24 protein-coding genes are annotated in these 25,436 nt (G+C 68.6%); 14 read left to right on the forward strand and 10 right to left on the reverse strand.

The genetic code is table 11. From position 1 onward, the window contains the following. Positions 1–96: 96 nt before the first annotated feature. Positions 97–714, forward strand: a complete 618-nt coding sequence (locus WFH44_RS15405; protein ID WP_336714799.1) for a helix-turn-helix domain-containing protein — start codon at positions 97–99, stop codon at positions 712–714. Between the two features lie 129 nt (positions 715–843). Further along, the gene (locus tag WFH44_RS15410) at positions 844–2,307 is read left to right on the forward strand and encodes a protein adenylyltransferase SelO (RefSeq protein ID WP_336714800.1); all 1,464 of its coding nucleotides are present in this window, start codon (positions 844–846) and stop codon (positions 2,305–2,307) included. Positions 2,308–2,386: 79 nt separating this feature from the next. Here the strand turns inward: WFH44_RS15410 and WFH44_RS15415 are convergent, their stop codons facing one another. Together WFH44_RS15415 and WFH44_RS15420 are read right to left on the reverse strand one after the other, a co-directional pair. Beyond that, positions 2,387–3,139, reverse strand: coding sequence for an ABC transporter permease (locus WFH44_RS15415; protein ID WP_336714801.1), 753 nt, complete (start codon positions 3,137–3,139; stop codon positions 2,387–2,389). A 97-nt stretch (positions 3,140–3,236) separates the two neighbouring features. Then, entirely contained in the window at positions 3,237–3,845 is a 609-nt protein-coding gene (locus WFH44_RS15420) for a TetR/AcrR family transcriptional regulator (RefSeq protein WP_336714802.1), read from the reverse strand. A gap of 257 nt (positions 3,846–4,102) precedes the next feature. On the opposite strand from WFH44_RS15420, the gene WFH44_RS15425 reads away from it, so the two are divergent. Next, positions 4,103–5,731: an MFS transporter gene (locus tag WFH44_RS15425; protein ID WP_336714803.1), complete on the forward strand. Its 1,629-nt coding sequence runs from the start codon at positions 4,103–4,105 to the stop codon at positions 5,729–5,731. Between the two features lie 113 nt (positions 5,732–5,844). Continuing rightward, positions 5,845–6,897 (forward strand): cell division protein ZapE, encoded by a 1,053-nt coding sequence (gene zapE / locus WFH44_RS15430; protein WP_336714804.1) that lies wholly within the window; start codon positions 5,845–5,847, stop codon positions 6,895–6,897. A gap of 19 nt (positions 6,898–6,916) precedes the next feature. Here the strand turns inward: zapE and nboR are convergent, their stop codons facing one another. Next, positions 6,917–7,588 (reverse strand): nicotine blue oxidoreductase, encoded by a 672-nt coding sequence (nboR, locus tag WFH44_RS15435; protein WP_336714805.1) that lies wholly within the window; start codon positions 7,586–7,588, stop codon positions 6,917–6,919. Positions 7,589–8,445: 857 nt separating this feature from the next. On the opposite strand from nboR, the gene WFH44_RS15440 reads away from it, so the two are divergent. The 4 genes from WFH44_RS15440 (at position 8,446) to WFH44_RS15455 (ending at position 12,212) form a co-directional block, all read left to right on the forward strand. Further along, positions 8,446–9,126: a transglycosylase family protein gene (locus WFH44_RS15440; protein WP_442892921.1), complete on the forward strand. Its 681-nt coding sequence runs from the start codon at positions 8,446–8,448 to the stop codon at positions 9,124–9,126. 184 nt (positions 9,127–9,310) lie between these two features. Beyond that, positions 9,311–9,715 (forward strand): hypothetical protein, encoded by a 405-nt coding sequence (locus WFH44_RS15445; protein ID WP_336714806.1) that lies wholly within the window; start codon positions 9,311–9,313, stop codon positions 9,713–9,715. An 82-nt stretch (positions 9,716–9,797) separates the two neighbouring features. Then, positions 9,798–11,516, forward strand: coding sequence for a long-chain-fatty-acid--CoA ligase (locus WFH44_RS15450; RefSeq protein ID WP_336714807.1), 1,719 nt, complete (start codon positions 9,798–9,800; stop codon positions 11,514–11,516). 105 nt (positions 11,517–11,621) lie between these two features. Continuing rightward, complete coding sequence (locus tag WFH44_RS15455; RefSeq protein WP_336714808.1) at positions 11,622–12,212, forward strand: DUF308 domain-containing protein; 591 nt, start codon at positions 11,622–11,624, stop codon at positions 12,210–12,212. A 6-nt stretch (positions 12,213–12,218) separates the two neighbouring features. Here WFH44_RS15455 and WFH44_RS15460 read toward each other — a convergent pair whose 3' ends face one another. Beyond that, positions 12,219–13,049: an IclR family transcriptional regulator gene (locus WFH44_RS15460; protein ID WP_336714809.1), complete on the reverse strand. Its 831-nt coding sequence runs from the start codon at positions 13,047–13,049 to the stop codon at positions 12,219–12,221. Between the two features lie 205 nt (positions 13,050–13,254). Here WFH44_RS15460 and WFH44_RS15465 point away from each other — a divergent pair, with 205 nt between their 5' ends. Next, complete coding sequence (locus WFH44_RS15465; RefSeq protein ID WP_336714810.1) at positions 13,255–14,238, forward strand: ABC transporter substrate-binding protein; 984 nt, start codon at positions 13,255–13,257, stop codon at positions 14,236–14,238. A 94-nt stretch (positions 14,239–14,332) separates the two neighbouring features. On the opposite strand, the gene WFH44_RS15470 is transcribed toward WFH44_RS15465, so the two are convergent. The 3 genes from WFH44_RS15470 to WFH44_RS15480 form a co-directional block, all read right to left on the reverse strand. Continuing rightward, positions 14,333–14,569: a hypothetical protein gene (locus WFH44_RS15470; RefSeq protein ID WP_336714811.1), complete on the reverse strand. Its 237-nt coding sequence runs from the start codon at positions 14,567–14,569 to the stop codon at positions 14,333–14,335. Between the two features lie 72 nt (positions 14,570–14,641). Continuing rightward, positions 14,642–14,944, reverse strand: a complete 303-nt coding sequence (locus WFH44_RS15475) for a MoaD/ThiS family protein (protein WP_336714812.1) — start codon at positions 14,942–14,944, stop codon at positions 14,642–14,644. Positions 14,945–14,951: 7 nt separating this feature from the next. Then, on the reverse strand, positions 14,952–16,046 hold the full coding sequence (locus tag WFH44_RS15480) for a WD40/YVTN/BNR-like repeat-containing protein (protein WP_336714813.1): 1,095 nt from the start codon (positions 16,044–16,046) through the stop codon (positions 14,952–14,954). Positions 16,047–16,160: 114 nt separating this feature from the next. On the opposite strand from WFH44_RS15480, the gene WFH44_RS15485 reads away from it, so the two are divergent. Further along, on the forward strand, positions 16,161–17,417 hold the full coding sequence (locus WFH44_RS15485; protein ID WP_336714814.1) for an MFS transporter: 1,257 nt from the start codon (positions 16,161–16,163) through the stop codon (positions 17,415–17,417). Between the two features lie 69 nt (positions 17,418–17,486). Here WFH44_RS15485 and gap read toward each other — a convergent pair whose 3' ends face one another. After that, a complete protein-coding gene (gap, locus tag WFH44_RS15490) occupies positions 17,487–18,497 on the reverse strand; it encodes a type I glyceraldehyde-3-phosphate dehydrogenase (RefSeq protein WP_336714815.1) in 1,011 nt (336 codons plus the stop codon). Positions 18,498–18,580: 83 nt separating this feature from the next. Between gap and WFH44_RS15495 the strand changes: the two genes are divergently transcribed. Further along, positions 18,581–19,804 carry an ROK family protein gene (locus WFH44_RS15495; RefSeq protein ID WP_336714816.1) on the forward strand — a complete coding sequence of 408 codons (1,224 nt, stop codon included), beginning with the start codon at positions 18,581–18,583 and terminating at the stop codon, positions 19,802–19,804. Positions 19,805–19,912: 108 nt separating this feature from the next. Further along, the gene (locus WFH44_RS15500) at positions 19,913–20,512 is read left to right on the forward strand and encodes an NADPH-dependent FMN reductase (RefSeq protein WP_336714817.1); all 600 of its coding nucleotides are present in this window, start codon (positions 19,913–19,915) and stop codon (positions 20,510–20,512) included. 13 nt (positions 20,513–20,525) lie between these two features. Here WFH44_RS15500 and WFH44_RS15505 read toward each other — a convergent pair whose 3' ends face one another. Together WFH44_RS15505 and WFH44_RS15510 are read right to left on the reverse strand one after the other, a co-directional pair. Then, positions 20,526–22,136 (reverse strand): AMP-binding protein, encoded by a 1,611-nt coding sequence (locus WFH44_RS15505; protein ID WP_336714818.1) that lies wholly within the window; start codon positions 22,134–22,136, stop codon positions 20,526–20,528. A 238-nt stretch (positions 22,137–22,374) separates the two neighbouring features. After that, positions 22,375–22,635, reverse strand: a complete 261-nt coding sequence (locus WFH44_RS15510) for a GlsB/YeaQ/YmgE family stress response membrane protein (protein WP_264794651.1) — start codon at positions 22,633–22,635, stop codon at positions 22,375–22,377. A gap of 254 nt (positions 22,636–22,889) precedes the next feature. Between WFH44_RS15510 and WFH44_RS15515 the strand changes: the two genes are divergently transcribed. Beyond that, positions 22,890–23,657 carry an SDR family NAD(P)-dependent oxidoreductase gene (locus WFH44_RS15515; RefSeq protein WP_336714819.1) on the forward strand — a complete coding sequence of 256 codons (768 nt, stop codon included), beginning with the start codon at positions 22,890–22,892 and terminating at the stop codon, positions 23,655–23,657. A gap of 58 nt (positions 23,658–23,715) precedes the next feature. Beyond that, on the forward strand, positions 23,716–25,377 hold the full coding sequence (locus WFH44_RS15520; RefSeq protein ID WP_336714820.1) for an amino acid permease: 1,662 nt from the start codon (positions 23,716–23,718) through the stop codon (positions 25,375–25,377). The last annotated feature ends 59 nt before the right edge of the window (positions 25,378–25,436 follow it).

The following is a 25,436-nucleotide window of genomic DNA, read 5'->3' on the forward strand; positions in this document are numbered from 1 at the left end:
GGCAGAATCGGCCTGCCCTTCGTTCCGTCCGCCTCCGATCTGGTGGCCGCCGAGGAGTTTTGGGGCGGCCCGTCTGCCACTGCCTATACTCGACCCATGACAAGCGAGGAGGCCGGGCAGGAGCCGCACGCCGAGGCCGAACCGGCGGACGCCCCCGGCTCGCTCGAGGCCGTGATCGCCGCGCAGGTGAAGCGATACCGGCGCGAGGCCGGAATTTCTGCGGCCGAACTCGCGACCCGCACCGGACTGTCCAAGGCCATGATCTCCAAGATCGAATCGGCCAGCACCTCCTGCTCGCTGACCACCTTGCAGCGCCTGGCCCACGGTCTCAATGTTCCTGTCACGTCGCTCTTCCAAGGGGCGGACACGGAGCGCGAGGCGACGCTGACCAAGGCCGGCGAGGGAAGCGTTACCGTGCGCACCGGGACGCGCCACGGCCACGAGTACCGGTCGCTGGGATCCCTCAAGCGGCGGCAAAACCCGATCGAGCCCAGCCTGGTCACGCTGACCAGCGCGTCGGACGTCTTTCCGCTGTTCCAGCACTCCGGCACGGAGTTCATCTACATGCTCGAGGGGCGCATGGTGTATGGGCACGGGTCCTACGAGTACGAGCTGTCGCCGGGAGACTCGCTGGTTTTCGAGGGGGAAGGTCCGCACGGACCGTTGAGGCTCATCGAACTGCCCATCCGTTTCCTTGCGGTCGCCGCGCACTAGCAGGGCGATCCCGGGCGCCGCTCCCGGACCGGTTTTCCGGCCAGCGACCGGCGACTTGACCAGGGCCTGTTTCGGGCCGGATCCCGGGCCTGCTGTTCCGGGTCCGCGGGGCGCGGGTAGCGTTAAGGAATGAGCACAGCAGCCTCGTCAACCTTCACGCTCGGTGGCCGGTTCGCCCGGGACCTGGCCGAGCTGGCCCTGCCCTGGCAGGCGGAGGAGGTCGCCGACCCCCGCCTGCTGGTCCTCAACGAACCGCTGGCCGGCCAGTTGGGGCTGGACCCGGCCTTCCTGCGGTCGGAGGAGGGGCTGGCGCTGCTGACCGGAAACCGGCTGCCGGACGGTGCCACGCCGGTGGCGCAGGCCTATTCCGGGCATCAGTTCGGCTTCTACGCGCCGCGCCTCGGCGACGGACGCGCCCTCCTGCTCGGCGAGGTCGAGGATGCGGGCGGACGCCTGCGCGACATCCACCTCAAGGGCTCCGGGCCCACGCCGTTTGCCCGCGGCGGAGACGGCTTTGCCGCCGTCGGCCCCATGCTGCGCGAGTACATCGTGAGCGAGGCGATGCACGCCCTCGGCATCCCCTCCACCCGGTCGCTGGCCGTGATGGCGACCGGCCGGCGGGTGCGCCGGGACACCGTACTGCCCGGGGCGGTGCTGGTCCGGGTGGCGGAGAGCCATCTGCGGGTGGGCAGCTTCCAATACGCCCGGGCCACGGGCGATGCCGACCTCCTGCGCCGCCTCGCGGACCACGCCATCGTCCGGCACCACCCCGGCGCCGCGGAAGCCGAGCAGCCGTACCTGGCGCTGTTCCGGGCGGTGGTCGCCGCGCAGGCGGCGCTCGTGGCGCGCTGGATGCTCGTGGGCTTCATCCACGGGGTCATGAACACGGACAACATGACGATTTCGGGCGAGACCATCGACTACGGGCCCTGCGCCTTCATGGACGCCTTCGATCCGGCCACGGTCTACAGCTCGATCGACGACGCCGGACGCTACGCGTACCGCAACCAGCCCGTCGTCGCGGAATGGAACCTTGCCCGCCTGGCGGAGGCGCTCCTGCCGCTGTTCCCCGGGACGGAGGACGAGGCGGTCGGCGCGGCCGAGGAAGCGCTCGCCGGCTTCCGGGAACAGTACAGCCAGGCGTGGTCGGCCGGGATGAGGGCCAAGCTGGGACTGCCGGCCGGTGTGGATACGGAAACCGCCTCGTCGCTGGTGGACGGGGCAATCGCCCTGCTGCAGGCCGGCCGCGCCGACTACACGTCCTTCTTCCGGAGCCTGGGGGCTGCCGCCCGGGGCAACCCGGACCAGTCGCGGAACCTGGTCCCCGACGCCGCGGCATTCGATGCGTGGGCCGAGCACTGGCGCGCGGAGGGTCCGGACGCGGACGCGATGGACCGGGTCAATCCCGCCTACATTCCGAGGAACCATCTGGTCGAGGAGGCGCTGGCCGCCGCGACAGAGGAGGACCTGCAGCCGTTCGGGTCGCTCCTCGAAGCGGTCACCCGGCCCTACGACGAGCGTCCCGGCCTGGAACGCTATGCCGCGCCGGCTCCGGAAAGCTTCGGCCCCTACCGCACGTTCTGCGGAACCTGACGGGCTGATCGGCCGGGCAGACCCACAACCGGGCAGCGCGGGCAGCTCGGGATCCGGGCCTCCTGGACGCCGCGGATCCTCACGCCCGCACCGGCCGCCAGGCCCCGCGGGCGCTCAGCCGGAGCGTGGTCCAGGCGGCGAGGGTATTGACAAGCAGCAGGGACACCAGCACCAGGAGCTGGACAAGTCCCGCGCTGAACGGGTCGGCTCCGCCCAAAATCAGCCCGACAAACGCGCCGGGCAGCGTGACCGTCCCCGCGGTCCGGGCCTGGTCGAGGCTCGGCAGGACGGCTTCGCCTGCCACCGGACCGGCGACGAGCATCCTTGCCTGGGGCCAGGTGAGGCCCAGGGCGGCGCCGGCCTCCACTTCCCCGCGGCGGGTAGCGAGCTCGGCCTCGATGCGGCGGCCGGCCACGGTGGTGGTCGCCATGGCTCCGCCGATCTGCTGGCCCAGGACGGCGATGAGAGCCAGGGCGTCCGCGGGCAGGACCCCGCTGGCGAACATGAGTACGCCCGTCGGCAGGACTCCCGCGGCAATCGGAAGAGCCGCCATCCACCAGCGTCCCCTCGACTCGATGCGGTGCCCCGAGGTCCACGTCGCCACACCGAACATCACGGCGACCAGAAGCATGGCGAGCAGCGGATCCCCCGCCACCTGGGAGATGACCAGGGCGACTAAGGCCAGCTGAAGCAGCGCCCGCACTCCGGCGACGACGACGTGGCGGAAGCTGCCGGAGAGCGCGAAGCGCCAGACGGCTGCCGCGCCGAGCAGCAGCACGGCGAGAAGGACCCAGCTGGCCGGGCCGAGGTTGAGCAACGTTGAGTCCGGCACGCTTCATCCTCGCATCCGGCAGGCCTAGTTGCGGGTTGGTGCGCGGCGGCCGGCTCGGTCGCCGCGCTTCGCCGCCTATGGCGCTGCCCGCGGGACCCTAGCCCGCTGCGGGCTCGCCCTCGTCGGTCAGCAGGTGGCACCAGGAATCCGTGAGCGTCTCCAGGCAGACTTCCCGGTCCGTGGTCCAGCCGGAGAGGAACCAGCGGCGCGAGAGGAATTCGAACTGGCCGAAGGCAAGCACACAGCGGACGCGGCGCGACTCCGGGCTGAACCGCCCGGCGCGGTCCAGGCCTTCCCGCATCGAGGCCGTGACGTCCTCGAACCACGACTCGATCTTGTCGGCGACCTGCGGTTCGCCCGCCGCTGCCTGGTGCGCAACCAGAATGTAGGGGCGGATGACCTGCCACTGGTCGAACTTGCTGTCGAGCCACGTGCGCACCAGGTCGCGCCGGCCCAGCTCAACCACGGTGGAAAGGGGCGGGTTGTCCACCGTGGTGAGGATCTGGTCCACGGTGGTGATCAGCTCGGACATGAGCTCCGCTTTCGAAGAGAAGTGGAGGTAGAACGTCGTCCTCGTAGTACCCGCAGCCGAAGCGATGTCGTCGATGGTCGTCGCCGGGTAGCCCTTCGATTCGAAGAGCTCCAGACCCTTGTCCAGGAGCAGCTGGCGCGTCTGCTGCTTTTGCGCTTCACGAAGGGTTGCCATGCCCCTCAGGATAGCCGAGGAGCTGTGATTGGGACCACTCACTTTTCTCGCTGAAGTTTTACTTGACAGTGTGTTGTGTCAACGGCATGCTTGTTGCATGAATCACAGCTGGCTGTGACTGCGACTACGCACCAGACCCTTAATGCCTGAGGGCCCGGATCGCTGGGATCGACGTTGTCCCGGCCCAAGGGCCAGACCCCGCGGCGACCGCCAGCCCAGCCATCGGTTCGATCTAGTTCATCCACAAGGAGACCTTCATGAGCCATGATCGCGGGACACCTACGTCCTCAGACCAGTCCTATCCGCCGTCCGCGGAGCCGGCCCGGCCGGTGAACGCCCGCGCCAAGGGCACCCTGGCGGCTGCTTCCCTGGCCGTCATGGTGGCGCAGGTCGCCAACGCCCTTCCCGGCGCGCTCAACGGCGAATTCCAGCTGACCTTCAACTCGTTCGGCTCGCAGCTGACGTGGATCACTGCCGCGTTCATGATTCCAGTGGTGGTGTTCGAGCTGACCTTTGGCGTGCTTGGCGACAAGTTCGGCCACCGCAGGCTGGTCCTCGGCGGCGCCGTGCTGGTTGTCCTCGGTTCGCTGGTGTGCGCGTTCTCGCCGAGCATCCAGGCGATGTGGGTGGGGTCGGCGCTCAATGGCCTCGGTGCGGGCGCGATCTTCCCGGCGTCGCTGGCGCTCGTCGCTTCGGTGGCACGAACCATGCAGGAACGCGTGCGCGGCATCGCCATCTGGGCCGGCTTCCTCTCCGCGGGCTCCGCGGTCTCCCCGCTGCTCGGCGGCGTCTTTGCCGGCTTCGGCTGGTGGCGCGGCGCCTATCTCGTGGTGGCGCTGGTCAGCGTAGCGGCAATGCTCCTGACCATCTTCCGCTCCGCGGAGGCCAAGGTCGCAGAGGGACGCCGGCTGGACCTTTGGGGGCAGATCACCTTCGCGCTCGGCCTGATCCTGGTGCTCTTCGGGCTGGTCCAGGGGCCGGAAGACGGGTGGACCGCTACGCACATCATCGGCGCGCTCATGGCCGGCGCCGTCCTGCTGGCCGTCTTCGTGGCCATTGAACTGAGGGTGGAATCCCCGCTGCTCGAACTGCGGCTTTTCCTGAACCGCCAGTTCACAGTGTCGTCGATCGTCGCCGTGGTCGGCATGTTCGCCTTCCTCGGCGCGTGCTTCTCCACGAGCATGTGGCTCGGCCCGGTGCAGCACCAGAATCCGCTGTTCCTCGGACTGCTCTTCCTGCTGCTGCAGGGGCCGGCGTTCGTCCTGATCCCCGTGCTTTCCCGGCTGCAGCACCGCGTCCCGGCGCGCTGGCTGATGACCTTCGGCTTCCTGGCCATGGGTGCCGGCGCGTTCATGAACTCCACCGCCGACGTCGCCAACCGGGATGTCAGCGTGTTCGTTCTGCCGTCCCTGCTGGTGGGACTTGGCTTCGCCTTCACCCTCAGCCCGATGACGGCGATCGCCGTGAACTCGGTGCCGCGGGAAATGACCGGCATGGCCAGCGCCACCACCAACCTGCTGCGCGACCTCGGCTTCGCGTTGGGGCCGGTGCTCGTGGGTGCCATCGCCCTGAGCTCAGCCGGCGGGCAGCTGATGGCCTCGCTCCAGACCTCGGGCCTGCCCGCGGACCAGCTGGGCCCAGCCATGGGCATCGCTCAAGCCGGTGGCCCGATCGCCCTCAACAGCCTCCCCGAAGGCGTCCCGGGCGCCGCGGCCGGCCAGCTCGCCATGGAGGCGCTTGGCAGCGGGTTCACCCAGGCCTTCCTTGTGGTGGCCGCCGCCGCCCTGGCCGCCGCACTGCTGAGCTGGTTCGGGCTCGGCGGCCGGCGTGGCGCCGCCGCGGACCCGGCAGCCGGAGCAGCAGAGCAGCTCGAGCCCGCACCTTAACAACAAAGAAGGGCACAGCGCGGCCGCTCCGGCCGGCCGGTTCCGGCCCCTTCGTCCTCCCGGGGCGGCGCCTGTTGAGCCAGGCGCCGCCCCGGTCGGCCAGAATGGGTTGCATGAGTTTGCGGCGGCGCATCAGCCAGGACATAACGACGGCGATGGACCGGTCCGCGGCGGAGGCGGGCTTCGCGCTGGATCCTGCCCAGCGGGCCGTCCGCGACCGGTTGCTGGTGCTGGCCGAGGACCTGCTGGCACCCGGGTTGCGCCGGCGCCGGCCGAGGGGGCTCTATGTCTGGGGAGATTCGGGGCGCGGAAAGTCGTGGCTGCTCGATGCCTACTTCCAGGCGCTGCCGACAGAGGCCAAGCGGCGCGTCCATTTCCACGGCTTCTTCGACCAGCTGCACCGCCGGATCCATGATCATCAGGGCGAGGCGGATGCCGTCGAGCGCGCGGTGGCGTCGCTGACAGACGGTGTCCGCCTCCTCTATTTTGACGAGTTCCACGTCCACGACGCCGGCGATGGCACATTGCTGATCCGCCTCCTGCGCCGGCTGTTCAGGTCGAAGGTAGTGCTGCTGGTCAGCTCCAACTATGCCCCGGCATCCCTCCTGCCCAACCCGCTCTGGCACCACATATTCGAACCCGGGATCGAGCTGATCCTCAAGAACATGGATACGGTACGGCTTGCCGGGCCGGCGGACTACCGGAGCCAGCAGCCGCCCGCGGACGCGGGATTCAGCAGCGGTGCGTGGATCGCTCCGGGTACCGGGACGCAGTTGCAGCGGCTGGGGCTCGCAGCCCCGCGGGGGCCGGAACCAGCCTCCATCCGGGTCGGGAGCCGCGACTTCGAGGTGACCGCCCTGCGGCCCGACGAACTCTGGTGCACGTTCACCCAGGCCTGCGAGGCGGAGACGTCGTCGATCGAGTTCCTCGACTGGACGCGGCGGTTCGACCGGTTCATCCTCACGGATGTCCCGTCCTTCCGGGACGTGGACCCGGCCGGCCAGCAGCGGTTCATCAACCTGGTGGATATCCTCTCCGACTCCGACACGCCGGCCTATCTCACTTCGGAGCTGGACTACCGGGAGTTCCGCGCGGGCGCGGGGGACCGGCCCGACGCCTTCAGGATGCTTAGCCGACTGCAGCTGCTCCAGGGTGCCGACGCGTGACCCGGCCACCAGATAGCGCTTAGTCGAGCAGGGGCAGGTCCGCCGGGGTGTCCACATCCGCCGCCGAGCCGAGGTCGGAGCAGTCCACGAGATCGACGAGTTCGGGACGCCTGCGTAGATAATTCCGGGCCCCCGCGTCTCCGGCCGCCTCGGCCGCAGCCTCGACGGCCAGCGAGGCGTCGAAGACCAGCGGGTGCCCGCGCTGCAGCCTCGGCTCCGCCGGCTGGACCGTCCCCGATGCGGGTGCCGGGCGTCGGTGTTCGGCCGCACCGCCGTCGGGGTTTTCGCCGACCGTGGTTTCGGCACGGTACGCGGCGGCGGTGACGCGGCCGGGCCGGTGCCGTTCCAGCAACCGCCGGATCAGGGTGGCACTCACGCCGGGCTGGTCCACGAGCGCCACTACGACTGCGTCCGCTCCCTCGGCCGCCGCCACGCCGAGGCGGAAGGATGAGCCCATGCCGCTGGCCCAGTCGGCGTTGCGAACCACGCGGTAGCCCTCCAGCCGGCATTGCCGGATCACCTCGTCCGCCCCGGCCCCCAGCACAATAACGACGTCGGAGCAGCCTCCCGCGCGCAGCTCGCCGGCCAAGTGTTCCACCAGCGGCCGTCCGCGGAAGGGCAGCAATGCCTTCGGTCCGCGACCGAGCCTGCTGCCGCCGCCAGCAGCCAGCAGGACCGCCACGGCCCTCACGGCCGCCCACCGCAGACGTGCAAGGACCGAGCGAGGCAGCCGAAGCGCCGACTGAAGCCCCCATCGTCCAAGCGCAGGCAGGAGCTTTCGCCGCGGGCAGGCCGGTTCGATGGCCCGGTCGAAGGGGCTGCAGGGGTGGCAACTGGTCCCTTTGGGGCGCGCCGGGAGGTCGTGTTAAGAAATGTTACGTCCTGAATGGCCGGTCGGGCCTCAATGGCGCAGTGCGGGCCGGGGTGGGGTAGCGAGGCGCCCACAAGGGCTGATGCTCCTTCGCGCCCGGGGAGGCCGCGTTTGCGCCGCAACCACGGGACTTTTGCCCCCTGTTGCGGGACGCCGAACCGGTCGTTCTCGAGCGTTATCCGCATGGCCGAAGCCTTCCCTTCCAGAAGCGGATTGGCGACGAGTGAGAACGTGAGGTCGCTCACACACCCGGGCCGGCGCATTTTGGCGGCGCTCGGACAGAAGGCCTTGTCGGCACCCGCAAACCCCGCGGGCGAAAGGTCTCTGACGGTCGGCGGCATGAGCGGATCCTGCTTTATCTCGATTTGGTTACGGTCCAGTCATTGCATAGGCTGGCTCCCGATAGCAGGCGCGACACGCCAAGGTGAAGATCACGATTTGGTCTCACCATAACGGTGCGGTAACGTTGCATCGCGTGCGGGGGACCGTGTAACTCGCACGAGGGGATTCGGCAATAACAGCCGAGCCAAGCTTTGAAAAACCGAATATGCTCGACGCTGCCCACACCATACGCCGTCAACATGGCAGACGTCGGAATTGACCTCGATTACGAGTGGTTGACGGTGGCGCGATGAAGTCCGGGGACGGATGGAGCGAAGGTGGCCCTGCGGAGCATCGTGAACTCTAAGAACAACAAGACCCTCAGCCGTGCCCTCCGTGGCGGACTCGCAGCAGTAGCCCTGACGGGCGCAGGCGTAGCCATGGTTGGCGCACCGGCCAACGCTGCCGACACCGCCACTTGGGACGCGCTCGCACAGTGCGAGAGCAGCGGCAACTGGAGCACCAACACCGGCAACGGCTTCTCGGGCGGACTGCAGTTCACCCCGAGCACCTGGGCCGCCTTCGGTGGCTCCGGCAGCCCGGAGAACGCCAGCAAGGCTGAGCAGATTGCCGTAGCCGAGAAGGTCCAGGCCACCCAGGGCTGGGGCGCTTGGCCCGCATGCTCGGCCAAGCTGGGCCTGCAGGGCGGCGGCGGAGCCCCGGCTCCCGCTCCGGCTGAAGCACCCGTCGAGGTGAACGTGGCACAGGTCCCGACCGAGGCCCCGGCTCCCGCCCCGGCACCGGTCCAGGCCGAAGCCCCGGCTCCGGTCCAGGCTGAAGCTCCGGCCCCGGCCCCGGCCGTGGCTCCCGTCAGCGGCGAGACCTACACCGTCCAGGCCGGCGACACCCTGAACACCATCGCCTCCAAGCTCGGCGTCGAGGGTGGCTGGCAGGCACTGCACGCTGCCAACGCTGACACCGTCAGCAACCCGAACCTGATCTTCGTGGACCAGGTTCTGCAGCTCCCGGCCAACTAAGGCCGGCTGACCGCAGCCAGCGGCTGCGCTCGAAGCACGGGGAAGCCCCGCACCGACACGATCGGTGCGGGGCTTCCTGCTGTCCGAAGGGTGTCGTTGCTCTCATTGGCGACTGCCGCGGAACCGGCGGCGGGCCCCGCAGGTTGTCCAAAAGGAAGAGCCGGCAAATGAAGAGGGCAGCACGATGGTGGCAAACGACGGACAGGGAGTCTTCGAGATCATGGTGGTGATGGTGCACATCGCCTTCATCGCCTTCCTCCTGGGCAGCGCGCTCAGCAACCTGTTCCGGCTTCCGTGGTTTGTCTACGGCGAGGAGCCCTCGGCCGCGGCCCAGCGCTGGACGGGCGCGGGCGAGCTGGGGCTCGCAGCGGTTATCAGCCTGCCGTATTTCTGGCAGGCCGGCGCCCCCGCCTCGGTGCTGGTCGCCTTGGCCTACGGAGTGGCGCTGGGCGTCCTGGCACTGTGGCACTGGCGAAAGGAACACGCCGTACGGTTGTCCAGCCTCGTGACTCCGGCCGCGATCGCCCTCGCCTTCGGCATGCTCGCGCTGGCGGGGCTGACGGCCACCCCGGCTCCGGCGGGCGCCTGACTCCAAAACCGGGAACTGCGCCTCGCCGCCCGGCCCGCCCTCGTAGACTGGCCACATCCGAGCGAGAGGACCGTACTGAGCCATGGCCGCCGTCGAAAGCAACGCAGGCACAGCAAGCAACGCGAGCACAGCCAGCCGGCCGTGGCTGAAGAACTACCAGCCGGGCGTTCCCGCGGACATCGATATTCCCGCCGATTCCCTGCCGGAGATGCTGGCCGCGTCGGCCCGCCGGTTCGGCCACCGCACCGCGCTGGACTTCTTCGGCGCGGCCACCAGCTACCGCGAGCTCGGCGACCAGGTGGAGCGGGCGGCCGAAGGGCTGCGCCGGCGGGGCGTGGGGCCGGGCCACCGGGTCGCCCTGATCCTGCCCAACTGCCCCCAGCACGTGGTGGCCTTCTACGCGGTACTCCGGCTCGGCGCCGTCGTAGTTGAACACAACCCCCTGTATACGGAGCGCGAGCTGCGCCACCAGTTCGAGGACCACGGCGCCACCGTGGCCATTGTGTGGAACAACGTGGTGGAGAAGATCCAGGGCTTCCCGCAGGACATCGCGGTGGACACCATCGTCTCCGTCGACATTGTCCGCGCGATGCCGCGCTCCAAGCGGCTGGCGCTCAGGCTGCCCGTGCCCAAGGCGCGCAGTGCGCGCAAGGCGCTGACCGCCGTCGTCCGGGACGCGATGCCCTGGCAGAAGCTGCTCCGGAACAAGCCGCTCCGGCGTGACTACCCGCAGCCCGGTGTGGAGGACCTCGCGGCGATCCAGTACACCTCGGGGACCACCGGCCATCCCAAGGGCGCGATGCTCACCCACCTGAACCTGCGGGCCAACGCCGAGCAGGGCAGCGCCTGGATGCACGGGGCCCGGGAGGGCAGTGAGGTGATGTACGCCGTGCTGCCGATGTTCCACGCCTTCGGCATGACCCTGCACCTGACCTTCGGGATCCTCACCGGGTCGCGCATCGTGCTGTTCCCGAAGTTCGACGTGGACCTGGTGCTGGCGGCGGCGAAGAAGCATCCGCCGACCATCTTCTGCGCCGTCCCGCCGATCTACGAACGCACCGCACGGGAGGCGCGGAAGCGCGGCGTGGACATCAGCTCCGTGCGCTTCGCCATTTCGGGGGCCATGAACCTGACGCAGGAAACTGTGGACCTCTGGGAGAGCACCGCCGGAGGCCTGCTGGTCGAGGGGTACGGCATGACCGAGGCCTCGCCCGTGGCGCTGGGCAATCCGTTCGCGGACACCCGGCGGAACGGCAGCATCGGCGTCCCGTTCCCGAGCACCGAAATGCGCGTGGTGGATCCGGAACGTCCCGCCAACGACGTCGAGCCGGGCCAGCGGGGGGAACTGCTGATCCGCGGTCCACAGGTATTCCGCGGCTACTGGGGCAAGCCGGAGGAGACGGCGGCAACCCTGCTCGACGGCGGATGGCTGCGGACCGGCGACATCGTCACCGTGGGCCCGGACCACAATGCGACGATTGTGGACCGCAAGAAGGAACTGATCATCACGGGCGGCTTCAACGTCTCGCCCACCGAGGTGGAGGATGCGCTGCGCTCGCATCCGGACGTGGTCGAAGCCGCGGCGGTGGGACTACCCAGGGCGGCCGGCGGCGAGGACGTGACGGCCGCCGTCGTGCTCCGCCCGCAGGCGACCATCGATGAGGCCGCCTTGCGCGAGTACTGCCGCGGGCGGCTCTCGGCGTACAAAGTGCCGCGCCGGATCGTACCCGTGGACGAGCTGCCGAAGTCGATGCTGGGCAAGGTGCTGCGCAAGAAGGTCCGGGAGCAGCTCTCCCGCTAACCGCCGGCGCCTACCCGCGACGGGCCGGGTCCGCGCGCGTACCCTGAAGGGTAGCGGCACCATGCAGTAGTTCCGGCTTCGGCCGGGAGCAGCGAGGAGGCGGGCGTGCGCAGGACGATCGGGGAACGTTTACGGGCTTGGCCGCAGCTCATGGCGCGGCTTCTGCAGGGTGCACCGTGGTGGGTGCTGCTGGCGCTGGGATTGTTCGCCAGCGGACTGGGCGTGTTCCTGATCCTCGACCCGGTGGCCTCGTTGAGCCGCTACGCGCTGTCGATCGGCCTGGGGCTTGTGCTCTCGGGCCTGGCGGACCTTGCGGCCGTTCCGCGCTCGCCGCGGCGGTTCATGCTGCCGCTGGTGGCCATCGCGTGGATCCTCGCCGGTCTGGCGATAGCGACCTGGCGCGATGTGCAGGTGGCCGTGCTGGTGGCGATCGGGGTGTGCGCGCTCGCCGCCGGCGCCGTCAGCCACCTGTCCATGCTGCGCCGGGTGGCGGGGGCCGAACGGCGGACGGTGCTGCTGCTGGGCCTCCTGGACGCGGCGCTGGCAGTGCTGGCGCTGCTCCTGCCGCTGCTGACGCTGCTGGGCATCACCATGCTGTTCGGCGTCCGCACGCTGTTTTCCGGCGTACGGCTGACCTACGCCGTCATTGTGTCGCTGCGGTCGCACCGCGGACCGGAGGCCGTGCCCGGGACCTGAGCGGCGCTATGCCGCAGGCCCGTCATCGTGGACCAGGAAGGACTTCAGGTCCAGCTCGAGTTCCTGCCGCCAGCGCAGCACCTCCTGGGCCAGCCCATTGTCGAAGACCTGCCGGAAGCGGGTGGCCGGGACGGCAACGCTGACCGCCCCGAGCGCCTCGCCCGCACCGTTGTGGATGGCCACGCCCAGCGCGCTCACGCCCTCCTCGGTGCCTTCGAAGTTTGCTGCGAAGCCGTTCTGCCGGATCGCCTCGAGCTCCCGGAGGAAGCCCGGGTACTCGACGTCGGGAATGATGTCGCCGCCGGTGGCCCCGGTGCTGCCGGTGCCGGAGCTGTTGGGCCGGAAAAGCTGATGCAGCTGGGCCGGCTCCAGCTCCGCGAGCATGGCCTTGCCCCCGGAGGCGCTCCGGGCCGGCAGGACGGCCCCCTGGCGGTCGCCGATGCGGAGGATGTTGGTGCCCTCGACGGTGCTGAGGAACCGGGCCTGGCTGCCCACCCGGATCATGAGGTTGACGGTCTCGTCCACGCGCGCGGCGAGCAGTTCCAGGTGCGGCTGGCAGACCCGGCGGAGCTGCGTGGTCCAGCTGACCCCCGCCGGGGCCGCGTCGAGCGAGGGGCCGGGCAGGTACTGTTTGGTCTCGTCCTGGACGGCGAAGCCGCGGTAGACCAGCATGGCGAACAGCCGGTGGGCCGTCGACGGAGCGACGCCGAGCTCCGCGGCGGCGTCCTTGAGCCGCACCCTGCCGAGGTCCCGCAGCAGCTGGAGCAGCTGCAGCGCGTTGTCCACGGCCTCGATGGCGTAGGTCGGCCTGGTGCGCTGGACCTTCGTGTTCTGCATATCAGAAGCTTAGGGCCGCCCGGCCGGTCCCGACACGGAGTTTTTACCCCCGCCGCACTTGGGGCATAATTCTGGCTGTCAGAATTAGGATGTGGTGATCGACACATTGCCCGCACAGTTGTGACAGCAGCGCTGCACGCTTTTCGCGTGCTCCGATTGGGGGAGTGCGCCCGCGCTGCCGCACCTTAAGACACGAGGAAGTGACATGAAACGAACGTTCTTGACTCTCTTGGCCGGCGTTTCCGCGCTCGGCCTGGCGGCCTGCGGGTCGGGCTCGCCCAGCGGCGGGGACGCGCCGCAGGGCAGCGCCTCCGCACCTGCCGGCGACCTGACCAAGGTCACGGTGGGAGTCATCCCGATCGTTGACACCGCCCCGCTCTACCTGGCCGAGGAGAAGGGCTTCTTCAAGGAGGAAGGGCTCGACCTGGACATCCAGACGGTCGCCGGCGGCGCCGCGGCCATCCCTGCCGTGGTCAGCGGCGGCTTCGACTTCTCCTTCGGCAACGTCGTCTCGGTGATGGTGGCCAACGACAAGGGCCTGGACATCAAGATGGTCGCCAACGGCAACTCGACCTCCGGCGATGCCCAGAAGGACTTCAGCGGCGTCGTGGTCAAGGACGATTCGGACATCAAGTCGCCCAAGGACCTCGCCGGCAAGACCGTCTCGGTCAACACGCTCGCCAACATCGGCGACACCACCATCCGCAGCGTGGTCGAAGCCGACGGCGGCGATCCGGACAGCATCAAGTTTGTCGAGGTCGGCTTCCCCGACGCGCCCGCCGCGCTGGCCAACGGCCAGGTCGACGCCGCGTGGATCCTCGATCCGTTCCTGTCCAAGGCGGTGGCGGACGGCGGCCGCGTGCTTTCCTACAACTTCGCCGACTTCGATCCGAACCTGGACATCTCCGGCTACTTCACCACCGGGGAAAAGGTCAGCAACGATCCGGAACTCGTCGCGAAGTTCCAGTCGGCGATGAACAAGTCGCTGGAGTACGCGCAGGAGAATCCGCAGGAGGTCCGGGACATCGTCGGCACGTACACCAAGATCGAAGAGGCGGACCGGGCCGAGATGGCGCTGCCGACCTTCCGCAAGGACTTCAACATGGAGGCCGCGCAGAAGCTGGCGGACGCCGCCGTCAAGTACGGCACCCTGAGCAAGGAACCGGACCTGGGCGCGATCTACCCGTGATGTCCCGCGGTCCCGCAAAAGACTAGACAGCTTCAGGCCCTCTTCCCGCAGGAAAAGGGCCTGAAGCTGCTGGGCGGATGCGCTGGGGAGGACGCTACTCCTCGTACTCCTCGATGGCGTATTCCGCGGCACCGTGAGGATATTCGTCGTCCTCGTCCGGATCCACCGAAAGGGACTGTTCAAGCAGGTCGGCCTCGTTGGCCTCGGGCGCGGCCGCGGGAGGGGCAAGGACGTCATCGTCGCCGTCGTCCTCCGGCCCCGCGGGCATCTGCTGCCACTGGCGGTCGGCTTCCTCAGCCTCGGGCGAATAAGGCTCGTTGCTGCTGGTCATGGCGCCCCTCCCTTTCCGTGCAGTGCTGGTTCCTCTGGCCCTTCCAGTTCTAGACCCTGGGGCCGGATAACGCTACCCGCCCGCCACCGACTGGATGATCAGCAGTTCCTGGCCGGGACGAAGGTGGGTGCCCGTGCCGTCCAGCACACGGATGTCCTCGCCGTCCACGTACAGGTTCACATAGCGGCGGAGGTCGCCGAGCTCGTTGCGCACCCGGCGCCCGAACACGGGGTAGTCCGCCGCGAGCCTGTCCAGCACGCCGGCAACCGTGGCCGGATCCTCCAGGCCCACCTGCAGTTCCCGCTGGTCGTCCATCACCTTCGCCAGCAGGCTGGGTACGACGACGGTGACCGCCCGTGCTTCTTCCTCCGCCATGGCGCTCCTAACTGAGGGTGGCCGCACGGACGCACAGCACGTCCGGCAGGTGCGAGGCGACTTCCACAAAGACATCGCCCTCGTCCGCGCTGGCATAGACGCTGCCGCCGCGGGTGCCGAAGTACACCCCGGCCGGCTCCGCCTGGTCCACGCCGGCGGCATCGCGCAGCACGGCGTTGAAGTCGCTGTCCGGCAAACCGGTGGACAACCGCGTCCAGGAGGCACCGCCGTCGTTGGTCCGGTGCACCGCAAGGTGCCCCTCCGGCGGAATCCGCTCGCCGTCCGCCTTGATCGGAACCACCCACGCCGTGCCCGACGTGCGCGGATGCGTGAGCATGACGAAGCCGAAATCCGTCGGCAGCCCGTCGGCGATCGAAACCCAGGAGTCGGCGTTGTCGTCGGAGCGGTAGACACCGTGGTGGTTCTGCGCGAACAGCGTGTCCGGCCTGGCCGCATCCCGGGCGATCTTGTGGACGCACTGGCCTACTTCGGGGTTGGGGTCCGGCATGAAGTAGGCGGAGATGCCGTGGTTGCGCGCGGTCCAGCTCTGCCCGCCGTCGGTGCTCCGGTAGACCCCGCCGGTGCTCATGGCGATGTGCACGGTCTGCGGATCCGCGGGGCTGGGCAGGACCGAGTGGGCGGCGGCGCCGCCGAAGCCGGCACCCCACTGCTGCTTGTCCGGGTGGTTCCACAGGCTGCGGTTCAGCTCGAAGTGTTCGCCGCCGTCCGTGGATTTCCAGACCGAGATCGGCTCGCAGCCCGCCCACACCACGCCCGGCCGGTCTTCGGTGTCCGGATAGAGCTGCCAGATCCGCTCGAGCGCGGCGCCGTCCTCCTCCTCGAAGCGGATCGCGCCGTGTTCCGGCTCGGTCCAGGTGGCGCCGAGATCGTCCGAGTGGAAGACCGTGGGGCCCCAGTGCTCGGAGCGGGCACCCACGAGCAGCCGGATCCGGTCCCCGCGGCGGTCGATCCCGATGCTGGGCACCTCGTTCATCAAGAAGTGCGGTTCGGACAAGGTCCAGTTCGCCCGGTCCTGGCTGGTGGCCAGCCAAAGACCCTTCTTCGTGCCGATCGCGAGCAGTGTGGTTGCACCGTTGGCCATGGTCACTATTCGACCATCGGGGGACACGTCCCGCAACGGTTATGCGGTGAACGGTCGGGCGTGCGGCAGAATAGGGGAGCCCGACCCGAACTGCACAGAGGAGCCACACGCCAGATGCCGGCCGCCACAGCACACAAGCCCGCATCATGGCTCTGGGTGCTGATCGGAGCGGCCGTCCTGACGCAGACCGCGCTGAACCTGGCCCGCCCGGTGATTTCGTACAAGATCCTGGCCCTTGGCGGGGATGCGGCGGCGATCGGCGTCGTCACTGCCGTCTACGCCACCCTGCCGGTGATTGCCGCGCTCTGGCTGGGGCGCGTGACGGACCGGCTGCAGTCGCTGCGCGGGCTGGTGGTGACCGGTGCGGCGCTGCTGGCGGCCGCGGGGCTGCTGCTTGGCCTCGCGCCGGGAATCGCCTGGATCGGCGCGGCCAGCGCGGTGCTTGGCATGGGGCATCTGGTTTTCACCATTGCCGGCCAGTCAGCGATTGCCCGCTACGCGCCGCTGGACCGGATGGACAGCGGCTTCGGCTGGTTCACTGCCGCCTTCTCCGGCGGCCAGCTGCTGGGCCCGCTGATCGCCGGCCTGATGCTGGGCGGCGGCCAGGATGGGGCCGGCGGGGACCGGATGTCCGCCATCAATATGTCGCTCTACCTCGCGGCCGGCATCGCCGCCGCCGCCATGCCGCTGATGCTCGGGTACGCCCCGGGGCGGGCCCGGCGGCTGGGCAAGACGGCGGAACCGCCTCCCGCTACTGCGGACAATAACGACGGCGTGGGCACGCGGGCAGCCAAGCCCGATTCGGCACTGTCCATCCTGCGCCAGCCCGGCGTCACCTGGAACATGGCCGCGTCGCTGGCGCTGCTGTCGATGATCGACATCCTCGTCGCGTTCCTGCCGCTCCTGGCGGAGGAGCAGGGCGTCGCGCCGGTCTTCGTCGGGATCCTGCTGGCCGTCCGCGCCCTCGCATCGATCATTTCGCGCGTAATCCTGTCCCAGCTGCTGGGCCGCTGGACGCGGTACCAGTTGCTGGTGGCGAGCCTGGCCGGGGCCGGGATCATCATCGCAGCCACCCCGTTCCTCCTTGATGACCTGTGGGTTGCCGGGGCCTGCCTCTTCGCCGGCGGCTTCCTGCTCGGGCTGGGCCAGCCGTTGACCATGACGCTGATCAGCAAGGCCGTCCGGCCCGAATCCCGAGGTGCCGCCCTCGCGCTGCGCCTCCTCGGCAACCGCATCGGCCAGGTGGTGCTGCCGCTCGCCGCCGGCCTGGTGGCCGCCCCGCTGGGGCCGGCCGGTGCGATTTGGTTCTCCTGCGCGGTCCTCACCGCCGCCGGAGGGGCCCGGTACATACCCGGCGTCATCAAGGAGTAACCGCCGGTCCGGCAGCTACACCCGGAGATCCAGGCGTCGCAGCGGTCCGATCCGGCGGCGCTGCGGCGGTCAGGCGAGTTTGGCGGCGACCAGTTCGGTCAGGTCCACCAGGCGGTTCGAGTAGCCCCACTCGTTGTCGTACCAGCCGACGATCTTGACCTGGTTGCCGATGACCTTGGTCAGGCCGGAGTCGAAGATGCACGAGGCCGGGTCGGTGACGATGTCGGAGGAAACCAGCGGTTCGTCGGAGTAGGTGAGGACGCCCGCCCACTTGGGATCGGCGGCGGCCTCGCGGTAGGCGGCGTTGACCTCCTCCGCCGTGACGTCGCGGCCCACGGTCACGGTGAGGTCCGTGGCGGAGCCGGTGGGCACGGGGACGCGCATGGCGAAGCCGTCCAGCTTGCCCTTGAGCTCGGGGAGGACCAGGCCGATGGCCTTGGCCGCGCCGGTCGAGGTCGGCACCACGTTCACGGCGGCGGCGCGGGCGCGGCGCAGATCCTTGTGCGGGCCGTCCTGCAGGTTCTGGTCCGCGGTGTAGGCGTGGATGGTGGTCATCAGGCCGCGCTCGATGCCGAAGCTGTCGTTCAGCACCTTGGCCAGCGGGGCCAGGCAGTTGGTGGTGCAGGAGGCGTTGGAAACGATGTTGTGCTTGGCGTCGTCGTACTCCGCGTCATTGACGCCCATGACTACGGTGAGGTCCTCGCCCTTGGCCGGGGCGGAGATCAGCACCTTCTTCGCGCCGGCGACCAGGTGCTTCTCAGCCGCCGCGGCGTCGGTGAAGAAGCCGGTGGACTCGATGACGATGTCCACGCCGAGTTCCTTCCATGGCAGGTTTCCCGGGTCCCGTTCGGCCAGGACCTTGATGGTCTTGCCGCCGACCACAAGATCCGAGCCGCGGACCTCGACGTCGACGCCGAGGCGGCCGGTGACCGAGTCGTACTTAAGCAGGTGGGCCAGCGTCTCCGGATTCGTCAGGTCGTTGACGGCGACGACCTCGAGCTCCGCCTCCTGCTGGAGCAGGGCGCGGAAGTAGTTGCGGCCGATGCGGCCGAATCCGTTGATGCCAACTCGGGTAGCCATGGGAACTCCTTTTATTTAGTGTCTAAATTTATGTTCCTTTATTATTATTCGGAGTCGGACCCGCTAACGTCAAGAGGTACTTTGTGAGCAGCAGCGCCAGCACGCCCCAGGTCCTGCGCAGGACCAACCTCAAAGCCGTCCTCGACGTGATGAGGAACGGCGGAACCTGCACGGGAACCGACCTGATCGACCGCACCGGGCTCACCCGCGCCACCGTGATCGCCGTGTGCGACGACCTGGTCCGCCGGGGCTGGGTCCGCGAGCTCGGGGCCGAGCGGAACGAGGGAGTCCAGAAGGGCCGGCCGGCGCGCCGCTTCGAATTCAACGGCGAGGCCGGCTGCGTGCTCGGCCTCGACCTCGGCGTCGCCACGGTCACCGCCCACGTGGCGGACCTGAAGGGCACGATGCTCGGCCGCGCCGCGCAGCGGATCCCCGGCCGGGCCATGGAGGCCACGCCGGACGAACGACTGGAGACCATCACCGGGACCGTCGACCGGGTGCTCCAGGACGCCGGATTGCCAACGACGGCGGTGCTCGCCGTCGGGATCGGTGTCGCGACCGTCGTGGACCGGCATGGCAACATCGCGGGCGGGCATCAGCTGTCGTCGATGTTCGACCTGGGCCTGCAGACCGAGGTGTGGCGCGACCGCGCCTGGCCGGTGCTGCTGGAGAACGACGCCAACCTGGCGGCACTGGCCGAGCGATGGCGGGGCATCGGGCAGGGCACCCAGGACCTGGCCGTCATGCTGGCCGGCGAGCGGCTGGGCACCGGGCTGATCGAGTCCGGGCGGCTGCTGCACGGCAGCAACGGCGGCGCCGGGGACGTGGGATCGCTGCAGCTGGTCGAGGGTGTGGGCAGCCAGGACGGCATCGCCCGGCTCGCCCGGCATTGGGGCACGCAGGCGCTGGCGGAGGGCAGGCCGACGCTGATCCGCGAACTGGTCGGGCCCGGTACCACGCGCGTCTCCGCCCGTTTCGTCTTCGAGGCCGCGGCCCGGCAGGATCCGGTGGCGCTGGAGATCCTGGACAAGATCGCGCGCCGGATCGCCCGGGTCATCGCCGTGCTCGGCACCTTCCTCGATCCCGAACTCGTGGTCCTTGCCGGAGCCGTGGCAGACTCGGCGGCGGCGCTGCTACCCACGATCAACCGGGAGCTCCCGTCCCTCACCGAGCGGCCTCCGCGAGTGGAGGTCTCCCGGCTCGGCGACGGCATCGTCGCCACCGGCGCCCTCCGGCTGGCGCTCGACTACGTCGAAGAGAACATGCCGTCCCTCACTCCGGGAGCGCAGCCGGCTGCGGTCGGCTAGTGCCCGGATCAGGGTTATTTGCTAGCCGCAGGATTGGGGCCGTGCTAGACCGGAAGGCGTCCGGGTAAGGGCCGGTTCCGCCCCGGCCGTCCGAAAGGAGCACTTCGTATGGCCCACCAGATCGGTTACTTCGTCGGCAGCCTCGCCTCAAACTCCATCAATCGCACGCTCTCCAAAGCGCTGATCAAGCTCGCGTCGGACGAACTCGAGTTCACCGAGATCCCGATCAAGGACCTGCCGCTCTACAGCCCGGACTACGACGCCGACTTCCCGGCGCCGGCCCGCGCCCTCAAGGAAGCCATCGAGGCGTCCGACGGCATCCTGTTCATCTCGCCCGAATACAACCGCTCCGTCCCGGGCGCCCTGAAAAACGCCATCGACTGGGGCTCCCGGCCGTGGGGCACCAACTCCTTCGCGCGCAAGCCCACCGGGATCATCGGTGCTTCGCCGGGCGGCATCGGCACGGCCGTCATGCAGTCATCCATGCGCAGCGTGCTCAGCTTCCTCGACGCCCCGCAGCTCAACGCTCCCGAGGCCTATGTCAGGTTCGACCCGGAAGTGTTCGATGAGGACGGCGAGGTGCACAATGAGGGCACGCGCGAGTTCCTGCGCCACTACATGGACGAGTACTGCGCTTTCGTGCAGAGGGTCCTGGCCGCCACGGCCCCCGGCCACATCGGCGACAAGCACCCCGACTCCTCGAAGTAGGGCGCAGCCGCAGCTATTCCAGCTGGGCTGCGCGGCGTTGCCGCAGGACGTACCGCTGGAGCTTTCCGGACGGTGTCTTGGGCAGGACCTCCACGAAGTGGATCCTCCGGGGGAAGGCATGGGCGGCCAACTGGGTCTTGACCAGTTTCTGGAGCTCGGCGACTAGGGCGTCGTCCCCGCTGGCCCCGTCGGCCAGGACGACGTACGCCTCCAGGACTTCGCCGCGGAGTTCGTCGGGGGCGCCGATGACGGCGCTTTCCTGGACCGACGGATGCATGGACAGGACGCTTTCGACGTCGAACGGGCCGATGCGGTACCCGGCCATGATGATGACGTCGTCGTCCCGGGACGAGAAGAAGAAGTACCCGTCGCCGTCGACCTTGCCCGCGTCCCCCGTGATGTACCAGCGGCCATCCGCGGAGAAGCGCTCGGCCGTCTTCTCCGGGGCGTCCTTATAGCCCGTAAACCACATGAGCGGGCTCGCCGTGGCATCGACCGCGACCCTGCCCAGCTCCTCCGGAGCCGCCGGCTCATCCGAAGAGTCCTTCAGGATGGCGCAGGTCCAGCCGGGGAGCGGGTGTCCCATGGAACCGGCCCGCAGGTCCCTCCGAATATCGTCGTGCCAGGCGTTGATGATCATCATGCCGTGTTCCGTTTGCCCGTAGTGGTCCCTGACGGGAACTCCGAATGTCTGCTCCGCCCAGGTGATCACCTCCGGAGTCAGGGGCTCCCCCGCCGAGGAGGCCCGTCGCAGGCGGAGGTGTTCGGGAGCAGCGTCGGCCTTGGACCGCATGGTGCGGTAGACGGTCGGGGCGGCCGCGAAGTTGGTGACGTTGAACCGTTCGAGGACATCGAAACTCAGCGCGGGAGAGTAACCAGCCTGCAGCAGCAGGCTGCGCCGTCCCGCGGCCAGGGGGCCGAGGATCCCGTAGTAGAGCCCGTAGGCCCAGCCCGGGTCCGCGGCGTTCCAGAACACGTCGTCTTCACGTACGTCGAGGCCGAGTTCGACATATTGCCGGAACGCGGCGAGGGCGCGAAGCGGAACGGGGACACCCTTGGGGGTTCCCGTGGTCCCGGAGGTGAAGATGAGGACCAGCGTCCCGTTCCCGCCCACAGCCTCGGCTGGAACCGCGGCCTGCTGGGCAGCCAGCAGCGGCGTCAGGGCCAGATCCGGCGCCGTTGCCTGCTCTCCGGTGACCAGGACGGCAGCGGTTGTCTCTTCGATCTTCTGGCGCTGGTCCGCATCGCAAATCACGACCTTGGCGCCCGAGGACGCGAGGCGGAGCTCGATGGCAGGCCAGGCGAAGGCGGTGAACAAGGGCACGTGGATGGCGCCGCGGCGCCAAATGGCCAGGAGCATTACGACGAGGTCGGCGGACTTGCCCATGAGCGTCGCCACGCTGTCGCCGCGGCCGACACCCAGCCCGGCGAGGGCGGCGGCCCCCTTTTCGGAACGTGCGCGCAGCTGGCCATACGTGATGTCTTCGCTGGAGAGGTCGGCTCCGATGATGGTGAACGCGATGGCATCCGGCTCGTGTGCGTCGCAGAGCAGCTCGGCGGCGCAGGCGCCGGGGGTGTCGTAGCGCCTCAGGAGGGCCTCGACGTCGAGGGCTGGTGCAGGCATTTCGATCTCCCCCATTTGGTTGTCCGGTCGGGCAAAAGGGGCGGCTGCGGCCGCTTGCTTCTGCATCCTACAGACTCCGATGCAAGGTGGAGGGGCAGGCGGCCGCGGGCACCTGCCCCCTGAGCTCGGCAACCCGGGGCCACTGCTCACGGACGGGGAATTCCTGCACGTGAGGCCGGTCCTGGCCCGGAGGCCTTACGGCGCTCCGGGACAGGGCCGGCCTAGGCTGGGGCGCCGCCTAGCGGCGGACGCTGCGCCGCCCCGACATTCCCTCGGCCACGCCGATCAGGAGCACGGCCGCGATGACGGCGACGACAAAGCCGAGGATGTTCAATTCGAAGATGTCGCCCGTTCCGAGCAGGTTGGCCACGACGCCGCCGATGACCGAGCCGGCCAGGCCCAGCAGCAGGGTGGCCAAAAGTCCGAGGTTCTGCCTTCCGGGCTTGACCAGGCGCGCCAGCGCCCCGATGACGAGTCCAGCAATGATGAATCCGATCATGTTGCCTCCTTATGGCTTTCCCCAACCATAAGCAGACTTAGCAATCTCTTGGCAAATGCATGGCATCTGGATCTCCATCTGCCGGGCATGCCGATCCTGAAACAGGCTCGCAACATCGTCGCCATAGAGTTGTAAACATTTAAAGTTAAAGTCTATTGCCTAGAGGCGGTTACGCGTCTAAAGTAGAGGCGTCGCCATCTGAGTAATTGACATCACATTCCGTCCCGATGGCATATGAATCATGGAGGTTGACGATGAATCCCTTGTCCCTAGCTGGCCAGGTGGCCCTGGTTACGGGCGCCGGCCACGGCATCGGCCGCGCGAGCGCTCTGGCACTGGCTGACGCGGGGGCGCTGGTCATCGCCTCCGACGTCGATTTCGCCCGGGCCGCCGAAACCGAGCAGCTGATCAAGAGCGCAGGGAATGCGGGCGTAGCTGCAGTCGCGGACATCACGGACGAAGAGGCGATGCGGAAAGTTGTCGATGACGTCGTCCGCACGCATGGCCGGCTCGATATCGTGCACGCAAACGCGGGCGTGCTGATGGCCGGCACGGCCCTGACCCAGACCCTGGACGAGTGGGACAAAACCTTCGCGGTGAACGTCCGCGGCACGTTCATCACGGTGCGCTCGGTGCTGCCGCAGATGATCAAGCAAAAGTCGGGCGCCATCATCATTACGGCCTCGGTTTCCGGGCTCATCGGCGAGCCGGACCTCGCCGCCTACAACGCCTCGAAGGGCGCCCTAGTGAACTTCACCCGGCAGGTCGCCGTCGAATATGCCGAACACGGAATCCGCGTCAACGGCATCTGCCCGGGCTGGATTGAAACCGGGTTCAATGATCCCGTACTGGGCCATCTGGACCCGGAGGAGCTGGGCCAGCTCGTAGGCCGGCAGGTACCTCTGGGACGGCAGGGGACGCCGGAGGACATTGCTCCTTCGGTCGTATTCCTCGCCTCGGACTGGGCCAGGTACATCACCGGCCAACTGCTGCCGATCGACGGCGGCCTCACTTCAATGTAGCCACTGCGGTCTCCACCGACTCCTCATGTCAGATCACAAACTCCAAGGACTTCCTTCCATGTCTGTCTCCGAATCACGTCGCTCGGACGAAGAGATCCTCGCCGAGCTTGGCTACAAGCCCGAGCTGAAACGATCCTGGTCCGGCTTTTCCAATTTCGCCATCTCCTTCTCGGTGATCTCAATCCTCAGCGGCCCGTTCATCAGCTTCTTTATCGGCTGGAACAACGGCGGTCCCATGGCGATCAGCTGGGGCTGGCCGGTTGTGTGCGCGCTGATCCTCATTATCGGCCTGTGCATGGGTGAACTTGTCTCGGCGATGCCCACCTCCGGCGGCATGTACTACTGGGCGGCCAAGCTCGGCAGCCTCCGGTCCAGCTACTTCACCGGCTGGTTGGACTTCCTCGGCCTGCTGGCCATCGTCGCTGCGGTCTCCTACGGCTGTGCGACCTTCATCGACGTCACGCTGTCCTCGTTCAGCCAGGCCTGGGCCGACGGCTACTCGCTGACCCGGGTATTCCTGATCTTCATCGCGGTGCTGGCCGTGGTCACCCTGCTCTCGATCTTCTCCAGCCACCTGCTGGCCATCTTCAACAACATCTCGGTATGGTGGCACGCCCTCGGAACCGCGGCCATCATCGCGATCATCATCTTCGTGCCTGAGCGCCACGCCAGCGTCGCGGACGTATTCGCCCAGCGGATCAACAACACCGGCCTGTTCGACGGCGCGACCTCCGGACTCGGGTTCCTTTTCCTCGTGCTGCCGCTGGCAGCCATCTTCCCCGCGTACACCGTCACGGGGTACGACGCCTCCTGCCATATGTCCGAGGAGACGAAGGGCGCCTCCAACTCGGCCGCCAACGGCATCTGGCAGGCCATCCTCTACTCGGCGATTGGCGGCTGGGTCCTGCTGCTGGGCATCCTGTTCGCGGTGCAGGACGCCGACGCCGTGTCCGCCGGCGGCGGCAGCCCGGTCACCATCCTGTACCAGGCGCTGAGCGGTCCCTGGGTCAGCGCAGTGCTGGTGATCTCCACCGTGGGACAGTGCTTCTGCGCCCTGGCCTGCATGACCTCCACCACCCGGATGCTCTTCGCCTTCAGCCGGGACGGCGCGGTCCCCGGAGCCCGTCTCTGGACCCGCCTGAACAAGAGCGGCGTCCCGCTGTACAGCGTGGCCCTGGTCGCCGTGCTGGCAATCGTCCTGACCCTGCCGGCCCTGGTGCCGGTGGACGTCAACGGAGCCCCCGTGCCGGTGGCATTCAACGCCGTCGTCTCCATCGGCGTCGTCGGTCTCTACCTAGCCTTCGCCATCCCGATCTACCAGCGGCTGCGCAAGGGCGAGGCCTTCCAGAAGGGCTCCTGGACCCTGGGCCGCCACTACAAGTGGCTGTGCCTGCTCGCCGTCGTCGTGATTGCCGTGATCACCGTGATCGCGATCCTGCCGACCTCACCGGGCGGTATCCCGTGGGATCCGTCGTTCGAGTGGAAGTACGTGAACTACACGCCGCTCGTGGTCGGCGGCACCCTGCTGGCCCTCTGGCTGGCCTGGCAGCTCCGGGTCAAGGGCACCTACACCGGCCCCCGCCACACGGTCGACTTGCCCGCGGGGCTCACCTCGGCGGACGAGCTGGAGATCGAGTACGAGGAGCACCACCCCGGCCACGCGCATCACCATCCCGCATCCCACGATTCTGCGCCGCACGATTCCGGCCCGCGCGCCTGACCTACAACAGTGCAGCGAGCATTGGCCGCCCCGCCGGGGCGGCCAATGCTCGTGTTTGG

Source organism: Arthrobacter sp. USHLN218, assembly GCF_037144715.1.
Taxonomy (GTDB): domain Bacteria; phylum Actinomycetota; class Actinomycetes; order Actinomycetales; family Micrococcaceae; genus Crystallibacter.